An 11,994-nucleotide genomic window follows, 5' to 3' on the forward strand; every position below is an offset into this window, starting at 1 on the left:
ATCAAGGAGTACTGCATGGCTCTCGCATGGCCGGCATCGCTGCCCGTGTCTGAAATGACATGGGGCATAGTAAATAACAGCCGGGCATTCACCTCGACGCTGTCCAATGCTCAGCAGATCGTGGGTCAGCCAGGGGCGTACTGGCAGTGCACCTTGACCTTCGGTCTGCTCACTCGGACGCAGGAGCGTCTGCTTTCGGCGTTCCTTGGCGAACTGGACGGTATGTTCGGCACTTTCAACCTCCCGGCTCTTACTCGTCGGCGCTCGAAAAGCGTTGGAAGCCTCACTGTGGTAACAGGTGTCGCACAGTCCCGGTCGATGCTGGTCGCCGGGGCCGCTCCAGGCGTGCAGGTTTTTTCACCCGGCGATTACCTAACGGTGTCTGGTGAGATGTTCGAGGTGGTGCGAGCGGTCACCGCAAACGCTCAGGGTCAGGCCATCGTCCCACTGAACAAGCGGATGAGGCGCACCCTGACAGCAGGGGCGCCTATCGAGTACCTCAACCCATATTCGGAAATGCGCATGACGCAGGACACCTGGAACATGACGGTGCGGCCAGTCGTGGCCAGCGGCAGCTACCAGTTCAGGGAGGCCTTCTGATGCCCTCGACGTTTCCATTCAGCCAGAGCGTGGTCGATATCATCGCTACTGGTAAATTCCTCAGCGTATACGCCTGCCAGCTCGACTTTGAGGATGGTCCGGTGTACGCACACACCGGTACCGGTGACCTGGTGATCGACGGCATCACGTACCTCGGGGTAGGGCAATTCGGCGAGGTCGGGCAGTCGCAGGAGAGCGACAACTCGAATTCGCCCATGTCCATCGACCTGGCCCTGAACGGTCTGGACAGCTACATCATCACCGAGACCAACATCCGCGGTTGTCGCGGCCGATCCGGCAAACTCCTTTTCGTGGTGTTCGATGAGCAAGGCAACTATGCCGCCGACATCCTTTTCTCCGGTCGCATGGATGCCGCCACCTTTTCCTACGCCGGCAACGGTGAGGACGGCAACAAGATCACCGTCCCGATCGTTGATCGGATGGCCGAGTGGAGTCGCACGGGTACCGAGCGCTTCACGGATGAGAACCACCGCGCCCGGCACCAGGGTGACCGGTTCTTTTACGCCATCGCCCAGATGTCCGAATGGCCCATCTATTGGGGTTCCAAAAAGGACGCCCCCACGTTCGCCTACGGGAAATAGCTATGCGCTACCGAGACTGGACCACACGCCTCAGCGAAGTGATCAAGGCCGCCTTAGAGCGGCCTTTTTCATGGGGTGAATTTGACTGCTGCCTGTTCGCGGCTGACTGCGCAGTGGCTGTGTGCGGCACCGACCCGGCAGAGGTGTACCGCGGCACATACAAGACCGAGGCAGGGGCGAAGCGGGCGTTGAAGACGCGGCACGGCAGTCTCGAGGCCGCCTGGGATGCCTGCTTCGCCCGAGTCGCGCCGGCATTTATCCAGCGCGGCGACATCGCCATGTACGAAGCGCCTGGTGGTCGGTCCATGGCCGTGTACTGGGCAAACGAATTCTGGGCAACGACTGATGACGGGGTGGCCCGAGTGGTATGCGACCCACTTGCTGTCTGGAGGGTTGAATAATGGCAGGTGGCGTCAAGAAGATTGCTCAGGTAGCTGTTGGCGCTGTGATTGGCTTTGTCCAGGGCGGTCCGGTAGGCGCCGCAATTGGTGCAGGCCTGGCCTTCTATATGGCCGAGCAGCAAGAAAAGCTCAATGCCAACTCCCCGCTGCGGGACAGCGAGCCGTCTGCGCAAACTGTTCGTTCGTCCAAGGCTCCTGCACGCTTCATCCTTGGTCGCGTCAGCACTGGTGGGGTGCTGGTCTGGGCTCAAGAACAGGTCGGCGGCCAGACCAATGGAGAATGGCTCCATCTTGTATATGTTCTGTGCGAAGGCCCAGTCGATGCCCTGGAGAAAATCTATCTGGGTGAAGAAGAGATCGGCACGTATGGCGAACATGCCTCATACGAGTTGATCGTCAATCCGACCCAGGTAAACGCTTTCTTGAAAGCCAACTGCCCGGACTGGAAAGATGAGCAAATTGGTCGAGGACTGTCCTTCGTTCGCCTGTCGCTTAAATACAGCGCCGAGAAGTTTCCGTCGGGCATCCCAGACGCGCGATTCATCGTGCGCGGGCGCAACGATATCTATGATCCTCGTACCGGCATGGCCGTCTACTCCGAGAACACGGCGCTGCACATCCTGTGGTTCCTGCGCAATCGGTGCGGCGTCCCTGACGATGAGATCGTCTTCGAAACCTTCGCCAGCGGCGCCAACGTCTGCGATGAATCTGTCACCAACCCCGATAACACGACCAGTCCGCGGTACCGCAGCAGCTGCGTGATCGGTGCTGACGAACAGCGCACCCATGTGCTGCAGAAGCTTGAGGCGGCATGCGGCGGCAAGACCATTCGAGTAGGTGGCCGTTGGATGTTCCAGGCCGGCGCCTACTACGGGCCGTATGATTTCGAAATTACCGAGGACATGGTGATTGGCACCATTACCGGTAGCACTGAGCCGACCAATGATGCTGCGATCAATACTGTGCGCGGCACCTTCATTGACACATCGCAATCATGGACGGAGACAGACTATCCCGAGGTCACCGTTGCCGAGTGGGTGATTGAGGACGGCGGCGAGGCAGCAGAAACGCTGTCCTTCTCCTACGTCACTGATGCCTACCAGGCCCAGCGCCTTGCGAACATCGAGCTGCGCCGCCGGCGCGCAGGCGGCACCATTAACGTGCCGATGAACTTTCTTGGCTATAACTGCCGGCCGGGTCGTGCAGTTCGGGTAAACCTCCCATCGTTGAACATGCTCGGCGAATTTATCGTCACCAACTGGAGCATGGGTGCCAATGAGGGTTGTACCGCCCAGTTGCAACAATACGATGCTGCGCAATTCGACGATGCGGTGGGCAAGCCTTACAACCCGATTGGCTTCATCAACCTTCCAGCCGGCGGCCTTGGCTCGCCCGCGGGCCTCACCTGGACGCAGGACGAGACGGCGGAGATCACCCAGGGGGTGTTGAGCTGGGTGCCGCCCTTCGGTGTTGTCACCGGGTATGCCGTGACAGTTCGGCGGGGCGGGGTAGCGGTGCAGGCCCGCCAGGTTCCGGAAACCACCATGCAGCTGCCGTTCTCGGGGCTGCCCTCCGGCAACTACACGATGAGCGTGGCCGCTCTGGGGCCGCTGGCGCGGTCGGGCGAGGCCAGCATCACGGTTAACATCGACGGCCCGCCCGTGCCCGAGGCCTGCGTTGTGCAGTCAACCATCGAGAGCATCTCGCTGTTCCCGAGTAACGTGCAGCATGGCTTAAACGGGGGAACCTATGAGTATTTCTACACCATGGACCCGCAGGCCGCTGCAGATCAGGCCGAGTACCTGGGGCAGGGGCTCAGCCTGACGCACACCGGCCTGGCGTTCTTCACCAACTACTACTACTTCATCCGCTCGCGCAACGCATACGGGGTGAGTGGATTCCTGAAGATTGCTGCATCCACGTCCAACGACGTTACGGCAATGTTGGCAGCGCTCGCGGGGAAGATCACGGAAACACAACTCGGTCAGGACCTGCTCGAGGAGATCCAGAAGATCCCAGGCCTTCAGGACCAGATCGATGCGTTGGGCGGCCTGACGGCCTACGACAAGGATTCGGCCTACACCAAGGACCAGATGGTTGTCGCCGACGGAAAGATCTACCAGGCCAAGCAGGCTGTGCCGGCGAACTCGTCCGGGGCGAATGCGCCGCCGAACACCACCTACTGGATCGATGTGGGCCAATCCTTGGTCACGGCCAATGGCTTGGCCCAACAAGTGGCCACCAACACCGTGGACATCAGCACTGTCGACGGAAAGGTCACGGCCCAGGCGGCGTCCTTTGAAGCGCTGCGCGCTTCGACCCGGGATGACGACGGTTCGGGTGCCATGGCGGATGCGCTCAAGGGCTGGGAGAGCACCGCGGCGCTTGCCACAGAGAAGCGGGTCCGGACCACCGAAAACATGGCCATGGCCGAGCGGCTGACCACCTTCGATGCCAAGGTGGCCACGAATGAGGCAAACATTACGTCGCTCGAGCGCGTGGTGGCGACCAACGAATCTGCAACTGCGCAGAAGATCGACCAGCTCAATGTGTCGGTGGGCGAGAACTCGGCCGCCATCCAGCAGACATCGACGGCCTTCGCGGATACCTCCGGGAAGCTTTCGACTATGTGGTCGGTGAAGATGCAGCTGAATGCCCAGGGGCAGTATGTGGCCGCTGGTATTGGCCTTGGTATCGAGAACGGTCCGGCCGGTTTGCAGAGCCAGTTCCTGGTTTCTGCCGACCGATTTGCTGTGGTCAACGGCATCAACGGCACGCTGTCTTCGCCGTTCGTTGTCCAGGGCGGGCAGGTCTTTATCAGCCAGGCGTTCATCAATTCGGCGTTCATTCAGAATCTGATCGTTGGAATGACACTGAAGTCGCAGGCTGTCGACTCCCAAGGAAGGCCGTTACTTGAGCTGAATTTCGTTACTGGCGCCGTCACGATCCGAGGCCAATCGGTCGATGGATCGATTCTGCTGAACAACAACGGCCTGTATGTCTACGACAACAATGGGGTCGAGCGTACGGCAGTGGGGAGGCTGTCCTAATGGCGGTATACGGTGGCCGGACGCGTGATGCGTCCGGTGCAATCACGCTGGATACATCGGTGACGCCACTGCGGTCGATCTACACGACCCAGGTGCAGGGGAATGGCGCCTGGGACCAGTACTTCTCGATCCCGCAGATAAAGGCGGGTTCGTTTGTTGTGGTGCAGTCGCCGATAGTGAATATGTCCAGCGGTGTTGAGGCGTGGTGGAGCCCGGGGACCCTTCATTTGAGGCGGGCGCAGAGTTTGAAGTGGACCGTCAAAGTCCTCTCATACGGCGATGCGCCAGACGCAACGACCAAGTATGGGATCAGGGCGCGAAACGACAACAACCTGGTGCAGATCGACAACGTCAACAAGGTCATGAGCGTTGCCGGATCTGGATCGTTCCAGATTGGTCGGCGCGGCCCGGGCGACTACATCACTACCGGGCGCGGGAATTTCCCGGCGCCGATAACCACCATTGAAGAGCCATACGTCTTCCTGCGTTCCGATACCGGAATGATGGTCTGCAAGTATCGCGTGCTCGGTTCTCCAGGTGCTTGGACAGGCTTCACCGTGGATGGCTGGTTTGGTGGGTCATTCGCCAACCTCCTCTACACCGTCCACTGGATGGTTGGCTCGGCCACACCCAGCGGGGCCGAAGGCGATTACGGCATCAGGATTCGAAACGGCTCAGGGGAACGGACCTTCAACAGCAATGACAACCTCATCCTGTTGAGCGGTGGAGCTCCATCCTCAGATCGCTTCAGCGTCGCCGGATCGGATGTGGTGATTGGGTCGGTGTTGTGGTCGAGCTTCCAGATGCCCTGGACCGGCAGTGCCAATGACTACTTCCTGGCCTCAACGCTGCTTTCAACCTTCGATGACGGCGCCAATGTTTATGACAACCCTGCCGGGTTTCTCGTCGGCAACCGAAACGTCCTTCAAGCCTACTCAGGCTCATACACCTCAAGCACGAATGCCTCTGGCGTGAACGGACGGACCTTATTCGCCGGGCGCCCAATGCGTCCTCTTTGATTTTCAGGAGCAATCCATGCCTTGGTACAGAACAGGCCAGGTGGCGATCACGGCTGGCCAAACGACGGTGACCGGTACCGGTACCAGCTTTTCAGCGAATGGCAGGGTAGGTGATGGTTTTCTCGGCCCGGACGGTCGTTGGTATGAGATCACCAACATCGCCAGCAATACCGTGCTGAGCATTCTTCCGGCCTATCAGGGCGCCACGGTAAGCGGCGGTAGCTACGCCATTGCTCCGCTGCAGGGCTACCCCAAGACCTTGGCCGACAAGTTCAACGATATCGCCAACCAGTGGGGCTCAACGCTGGCTGGCCTGGGCACTGTTTCGACTGAGAACGTGGTACCGGTGGCGAAGGGTGGCACCGGGGGAACGACCCAGGCAGATGCTCGTCTTGGCCTGGGTTTGGGTACAGCCTCAACGACAGACTCAACGACATCGACTGAAGATTCCACGCTTGGGCGATCTTTGAGGGTTGGCGACCATGGTGTCGGCCGTACCAATAACGCGACGGGCAACCTGCCGGCGGGCGCCCTGATTGGAGCCATTGCAGCAAACAGCTTCTTTGCGGCAGCTGATTCTGCGCCAAGTGACTGGCCCGGCGGAGCCGGCAACTTACCGATGGGTTTCAACATTTCGCGCTCGGCAAACGTGGGCGCGCAGTTCGCTATGTCTTCCGGTGCTGCGGCCGGCGCCTATCGCCGCGCCCGAATCTCGTCTGCCTCATGGGGTGCATGGGCGAAACTGCTTGAGGCGACCGATTTCGTGACGGTAACGAACGCCAACGGCACAGCCATCCGACTCCCAGACGGAACGCAGATCTGCTTGTTGAACATCAGCGTTACTGACCAAGCCATTGATTCGTCGTACTCATCGGGTTCCATGCAGCTTTACCAGGGCGTCCGGTCTTGGACTTTTCCGGCGGTATTCACAGCTCCGCCGACAGTGATCCCTGGTGCATTCCGGCACGGAAGCGGGGCATCTTGGTCCGCTCTGGGTGGCACTGTCACAACCAACGCCGCACCTCTGCGCGGTATTGACATCATTTCCCGCGCCGCTGGCCCCACGGTGGTGATCAGCGCCGCCGCTATCGGAAGGTATATGTAGATGATCATCAAGCTATCCCCTGGCCTCTCTGACAATACGCTCTCCGTATCCCGGCTGGGCGACATGCTCACCCTGAACAACGTTGCGCTGGATTTTGCGCAGCTGCCGGAGGGGGCGACATTGCCAGCTGAGGCCGTCTCGAGCGAATGGGTGCTCGACCCGATAAAGCGGGAGGGCGGGAAACTCATCGTGTCCTTGCGATTGCCGCATGCGCTCGACGCTCCTCAATCGGCGCTGTTCCCGGACGACATCATCGATCCTCCGGATGGGCCAGTGACTTTGCCGGGTCTTGAAGTAACAGCGCCGCAGCCTTCGGCCACGGGCGTCATCGATTGGTCGCAGCTGATCACCGCGGAGGACAAGGCGCAGGCTGCCGCTGAACAGCTGCTGTCCCATGTGGCGGTAGAGGTGGCGCGGCTTCGTGCTGTGGCGGATTCGGCGATTGCTCCGCTGCAGGACGCTGTTGATCTGGATGAAGCCACTGAGGCTGAGGCCGCGCTGTTGAAGGAGTGGAAGCGCTATCGCGTGGCACTGAACCGCCTGCCAGATCAGCCTGGCTACCCCAGCGAGATCACCTGGCCAGCGCCGCCGGCCTGATTCGCACCATACGAAACCCCGACCGCCACCTGGCGGTATTTTTTTGCCTGGAGAAAACCATGGCTCGACTGACTGAGGCCCAGGCCGGCGGCGCAAACGTGCTCCGGTTCCTGGACCTGATCGCCTTCTCGGAAGGTACCTCGACCGTCAAGGGTAGCGATGACGGCTACAACGTCCTTTACGGGCGCGGCCTGTTCACCGGCTACCAGGATCACCCACGTCAGAAGCTGACTTTCCCCATCAACGGAAAACCGGTTACCAGCACGGCAGCAGGCCGGTACCAGCTGCTGGCACGCTACTGGGACGCCTACCGCGTGAGCCTGCGATTGCAGGGCGGCTTCACTCCGGAGAACCAGGACCGTGTTGCGCTGCAGCAGATCCGCGAGTGTCGTGCGCTGGAGGACATCAAGGCCGGCCGCATTGCCGATGCGATCGCCAAGTGCTCGAACATATGGGCCAGCTTCCCGGGTAACACCTACGGGCAGAACCCCCATCGCCTGGACAAGCTGCTGGCGCAATGGGCGAAGCTGGGCGGGGTGCTGGCGTGAACTGGCTGAGCTCGGTCCCGGCCTGGTGCTGGTGGCTGATCGCCTTGGTTCTGGTCGCCGGCGGCCAGCAGTACCGGGTGGCGGTCGCCCAGGGCGAGTCGGCCACTGCTCGTGGCGAACTGGCCGACTACCGCCTTGAGGTGTCCGAGCGCGACCGCCGCGCCGCCGCCCAGGCCAGAACCGAAGAACAACGTCGCCAGGCCGTGGCGGACGAAGCAGATAGGAAAGCAGATGAACGGTATGCAAATCTTGAAGGCAGGGTTGTTGCTGCTGAGTCTCGGTCTGTCGGGCTGCGCGGCGAAATCGATCGCCTGCGGGCCGGCCATCGAGCAACCTGCGATACCATCGCTGCCCAGCAGCGCCAGGCAGGAACCTCTGCCGCCGGAGTGCTTGGGGGATTGCTTGAAGATGCTGACCGAATGGCGGGAGTCTTCGCGAAAGCGCTTGAGCGAAGTCGAATAGCAGGGCTCGCGTGCGAGGCGGTGGTGGATGGAATCCGCCGTGACGGTGGGTAGCTATATAAAGGAAAGGAATCGGTCGGCAGAACGCCGGGATGGGCAGCTTTGGCTGCGTGAGAAATGCGTGACTCTCGTGAACGCTTGGGAGCACCTATGGGCAGTCGGTTGCAGCGAGCGCGCCAAAAAATGCTGTGGTATCATGCCTTTAGCTGGCTTGGCATGCATGGGGTGCAAGGGGTCGAGTGTTCGAATCACTCCGTCCCGACCAAAAAACCCTAGAAAATCCAGCCACTTAGTAGTGGCTGGATTTTTTTATGGGTGATATTTTTTTATTGGGCTTCAAAAAATCGCTTCTGGTGACCGTTTGGTGACCGTTTGTGCTGAGCTAGCTTCTGCAGTGTTGCTTCGCTCGCTTAGTGGGAGGGGGCAGTTTCCAGCGTTAGGGTCTCGTTCGCCGGCTAATGGTGGCTTGTTGGCCGACCGGTGATACGGCTCGTTCCGTGAGAGTGAGACGCCGTTGTTCTAGTTGAAAATGTCCGCTCGGTCAGGCTTTACCCCCTCTGTTTGAATGGATAATGTGAGCTATATCATAAAGCCATCAGGGATGAGCGCCAGGCAGTTCATGGAGCATCGCCTTCTCTCCCCGCAACGAATGCCGCGATTTGGCCGCTGTGCGCACACACTGGCAAACCTTGCTCGTTGCACGGCTCCGCAGAATGAAGAGAAGGGTGCACCATGCAATTGATCCAAGCCCCAGCCCCTGGCGCCCGTGCGCTGATCCGCGATGAAGAGTGGATCATCCAGAACGCCGATCAGTGCAGCCTCGGGGGCTGGCAGCTTTCCTGTATCGGTGTGTCGGAAACTGTACGCAATCGCCATGCGTTGTTTCTCACCGAGCTGGAAGACATCACGTTGATCGACCCGGCAAAGACCGAGCTGATCTACGACGAGTCGCCCACCTTCACTGCCTCGCGCCTGTTTATCGAGGCGCGCCTGCGCCAGTCGGCGCTGCAGAATGATGCCGTGGTGATCGGTCAGCAGGCGGTAATGGATGCGCTGCCGTTTCAGCTCCAACCGGCGCAACGGGTTCTCGAACAATTGCGCCCGCGTCTTTTGATTGCCGATACCGTGGGTCTGGGTAAAACCCTTGAGGCCGGAATCCTCACGACCGAGCTAATGCGTCGCGGCAAGGCACGGCGCATTCTGGTGGTCACCACCAAAAGCATGATGCGCCAGTTCCAGCAGGAGTTCTGGAACCGCTTTACCATTCCGCTTACCCGTCTGGATTCGGCCGGCATCCAGCGCATCCGCCGTGATATTCCGGCCAACCACAACCCGTTCAACTACTACGACCGTACCATCATCTCGGTGGATACGCTTAAGCGCGACAGTGAATATCGTCACTACCTGGAAAAGGCCTGGTGGGACCTGATCATCATCGACGAGGCCCACAATGTCTCCTACAAGGGCAACCGCACCCAGAGCAACCGTCTGGCCGAACTGCTCTCACAGCGCTCCGATGCTCTGATTCTTCTCACCGCTACTCCGCACAACGGTAAGAAGGACAGCTTCGCCAGCCTGATGCGCATGCTCGACCCTACGGTGCTGCCGTCCGGCGCGGACTATACCCGTGACGATGTCGAGCATCTGTTCATTCGCCGCTTCAAGAAAGACGTGCGCGAGCAGATGAAACAGGACTTCCCCGAGCGCGAGGTCTTCCGTCTGGCCGCCGATGCCAGCCCCTTGGAAAACCTGGCCTTCGATGCTCTGGCCGAGCTGAAGCTGAACAGTGAAGGCTCAGGCGCACGTGACGGCGCCATGCTGTTCCGTACCGTGCTGGAAAAGGCCCTGTTTTCCTCACCGGCAGCTTGCCTGCAGACCCTAAGGGAGCGCATCCGCAAGCTGGAGAACAAAGACCCGCAACATCCAGACCTCGACGGCCTGCGTGATCTGCAAGGCCTGGTGCAAGCCATCGGCCCGCAGCAGTTCAGCAAGTTCCAGCACCTGATCGAGCAATTGCGCAATGGCCAGCACTGGCGCTGGGACAGCCGCGACCCTAGTGACCGCCTGGTGATTTTCACCGAGCGGGTCGAGACCCTCAAATTCCTCCAGCAGGAGCTGCCCAAGGCGCTGGGCCTGAAGGACGAAGCAGTTACCATCCTCCATGGCCAGTTGCCGGATCAAGAGATCCAGCAGACCGTTGAGGACTTCGGCAAGACCCACTCACCACTACGTCTGCTGATTGCCTCGGACGTCGCCTCCGAAGGTCTCAACCTGCACTACCAGGCGCACCGCCTGATCCACTTCGATATTTCCTGGTCGCTGATGGTGTTCCAGCAGCGCAATGGTCGGGTCGACCGCTACGGCCAGACCCGCGCACCGAAGATCGCCTACCTGCTCACCGAACCGCGCCACGAGCGCATTCGCGGTGACCTGCGCTACCTGGAAATCCTCATCGATAAGGACGAGCAGGCCGCTAAGAACATCGGCGACCCCTCGGCCTTCATGGGCTTGTACGACGAGGAACTGGAAGAGCTCGAAGTGGCCAAGGCCATTGAGGGCAACGCCACCCTGGAAGCCTTCCAGGAGTTGCTGGCTGGAGATGATGTCGATCCGTTCGAAGCGCTCTGGGCCAGTGCCAGGGCAGCGGAAACATCCGCCGTCTATACCGCACAACCCCAAAGCGCCCAGACGCAGGAACTCACCAGCCTGTTCGGCAACAGCTACCAGTACCTGCGAGATGCTCTGCGGCTGCTGGCCGAGCAATCACCGCGTGACTACCCACCGGTCAAGTACGACGATGCCAACAAGACCCTGAGCCTCCAGCCCAGTCGTGACTTGGCGCAGCTGCTCAAGCGCGATCTGGCCAGCGAGATGTGGCCGGAAGATAACACCTTCGCCCTGAGCGCCGACAAAACCGTGGTCGAGTCCGCCATCCGCCAGGCCCGCGACACCAACGCCTGGCCGCAATTGCACTACCTCTGGGCACTGCACCCCATTGCCCAGTGGCTTGACTACAAGCTGATGGCCCTGTTCGGTCGTCAGCGCGCTCCATTGCTGCGCGTGGCGCAGGGCCTGAATGCCGGCGAGACCATCGTGTTGGTGCTGGCGCAGGTGCCCAACCGGCGTGGCCAGGCGGTGCTTGCCGAGTGGATGGGCGTGCAGCTCAATGCCGCCGGGCAGGTACAGGGTGTGCTCAGTCTGGAGGATGCCCTGCAGCGCACCGGTCTCGCCGGCAACCTCGGCAGCGGCGCCAACATTCGCGCCAACGACGGCAACGCCCCGGATGCTCGCGCCCTGCAAGCGGCGCTGCCGGCTGTGATTCAGGCCGCCCAGCAACACATCAAGCCAATCAAGCAGGCCTTCGATGCCGACTGCCGCGCACGCCTGGATCGCGAGCTGAGCAAGCTGAAAACCCTGCAGGACAAACACACCGCCCAGCTGGAGCTGGATTTCGCCAAGGGTATCGAGCAGGTCAACGCGGCCAAGCGCAAGCAAAAGGAAAGCGACACCGCCGAGCTGTTCAACAACTACCAGCAATGGATACGCGACACCCTGCAACTGGACGATCGCGCCCAGTTCACTGTCGTCGCGGCCCTGATGGCGTAAGGAAG

The 11,994-nt window shown here is 60.5% G+C and carries 10 protein-coding genes; all 10 read left to right on the top strand.

Annotation, left to right across the window (positions count from 1 at the left end; all coding sequences use genetic code 11):
• Window positions 1-15: 15 nt before the first annotated feature.
• The 10 genes from J5X93_RS10105 to J5X93_RS10150 all read left to right on the top strand — a co-directional run bounded on the left by J5X93_RS10105 (window position 16) and on the right by J5X93_RS10150 (window position 11,989).
• Entirely contained in the window at window positions 16-600 is a 585-nt protein-coding gene (locus tag J5X93_RS10105; protein WP_250034769.1) for a hypothetical protein, read from the top strand.
• Window positions 600-1,202 (top strand): hypothetical protein, encoded by a 603-nt coding sequence (locus J5X93_RS10110; RefSeq protein ID WP_250034771.1) that lies wholly within the window; start codon window positions 600-602, stop codon window positions 1,200-1,202. The genes J5X93_RS10105 and J5X93_RS10110 overlap by 1 nt, the downstream gene beginning before the upstream one ends.
• A gap of 2 nt (window positions 1,203-1,204) precedes the next feature.
• Entirely contained in the window at window positions 1,205-1,603 is a 399-nt protein-coding gene (locus J5X93_RS10115; RefSeq protein WP_250034773.1) for a DUF6950 family protein, read from the top strand.
• On the top strand, window positions 1,603-4,653 hold the full coding sequence (locus J5X93_RS10120; protein ID WP_250342649.1) for a phage tail protein: 3,051 nt from the start codon (window positions 1,603-1,605) through the stop codon (window positions 4,651-4,653). Before J5X93_RS10115 ends, J5X93_RS10120 begins: the two co-directional genes overlap by 1 nt.
• Window positions 4,653-5,672, top strand: coding sequence for a hypothetical protein (locus J5X93_RS10125; RefSeq protein ID WP_250033625.1), 1,020 nt, complete (start codon window positions 4,653-4,655; stop codon window positions 5,670-5,672). Before J5X93_RS10120 ends, J5X93_RS10125 begins: the two co-directional genes overlap by 1 nt.
• 16 nt (window positions 5,673-5,688) lie before the next feature.
• On the top strand, window positions 5,689-6,777 hold the full coding sequence (locus tag J5X93_RS10130) for a hypothetical protein (protein WP_250033843.1): 1,089 nt from the start codon (window positions 5,689-5,691) through the stop codon (window positions 6,775-6,777).
• A complete protein-coding gene (locus J5X93_RS10135; protein WP_250034777.1) occupies window positions 6,778-7,374 on the top strand; it encodes a tail fiber assembly protein in 597 nt (198 codons plus the stop codon). It abuts the gene before it with no gap.
• 59 nt (window positions 7,375-7,433) lie between these two features.
• On the top strand, window positions 7,434-7,922 hold the full coding sequence (locus tag J5X93_RS10140) for a glycoside hydrolase family 24 protein (protein ID WP_250034779.1): 489 nt from the start codon (window positions 7,434-7,436) through the stop codon (window positions 7,920-7,922).
• Entirely contained in the window at window positions 7,919-8,437 is a 519-nt protein-coding gene (locus J5X93_RS10145) for a DUF2514 family protein (RefSeq protein WP_250034781.1), read from the top strand. Before J5X93_RS10140 ends, J5X93_RS10145 begins: the two co-directional genes overlap by 4 nt.
• A gap of 678 nt (window positions 8,438-9,115) precedes the next feature.
• Window positions 9,116-11,989, top strand: a complete 2,874-nt coding sequence (locus tag J5X93_RS10150) for a DEAD/DEAH box helicase (RefSeq protein WP_250034792.1) — start codon at window positions 9,116-9,118, stop codon at window positions 11,987-11,989.
• Window positions 11,990-11,994: the final 5 nt, after the last annotated feature.

This window comes from Pseudomonas sp. BYT-1, assembly GCF_023611805.1.
GTDB classification, from domain to species: Bacteria; Pseudomonadota; Gammaproteobacteria; order Pseudomonadales; family Pseudomonadaceae; genus Aquipseudomonas; species Aquipseudomonas guariconensis.

Excerpts from the sequence above, each read along its gene's own strand:
- J5X93_RS10135 (WP_250034777.1), top strand. The coding sequence starts at position 6,778 with ATGATCATCAAGCTATCCCCTGGCCTCTCTGACAATACGCTCTCCGTA.
- J5X93_RS10115 (WP_250034773.1), top strand. The coding sequence starts at position 1,205 with ATGCGCTACCGAGACTGGACCACACGCCTCAGCGAAGTGATCAAGGCC.
- J5X93_RS10130 (WP_250033843.1), top strand. The coding sequence starts at position 5,689 with ATGCCTTGGTACAGAACAGGCCAGGTGGCGATCACGGCTGGCCAAACG.
- J5X93_RS10110 (WP_250034771.1), top strand. The coding sequence starts at position 600 with ATGCCCTCGACGTTTCCATTCAGCCAGAGCGTGGTCGATATCATCGCT.
- J5X93_RS10150 (WP_250034792.1), top strand. The coding sequence starts at position 9,116 with ATGCAATTGATCCAAGCCCCAGCCCCTGGCGCCCGTGCGCTGATCCGC.
- J5X93_RS10125 (WP_250033625.1), top strand. The coding sequence starts at position 4,653 with ATGGCGGTATACGGTGGCCGGACGCGTGATGCGTCCGGTGCAATCACG.
- J5X93_RS10120 (WP_250342649.1), top strand. The coding sequence starts at position 1,603 with ATGGCAGGTGGCGTCAAGAAGATTGCTCAGGTAGCTGTTGGCGCTGTG.
- J5X93_RS10140 (WP_250034779.1), top strand. The coding sequence starts at position 7,434 with ATGGCTCGACTGACTGAGGCCCAGGCCGGCGGCGCAAACGTGCTCCGG.
- J5X93_RS10105 (WP_250034769.1), top strand. The coding sequence starts at position 16 with ATGGCTCTCGCATGGCCGGCATCGCTGCCCGTGTCTGAAATGACATGG.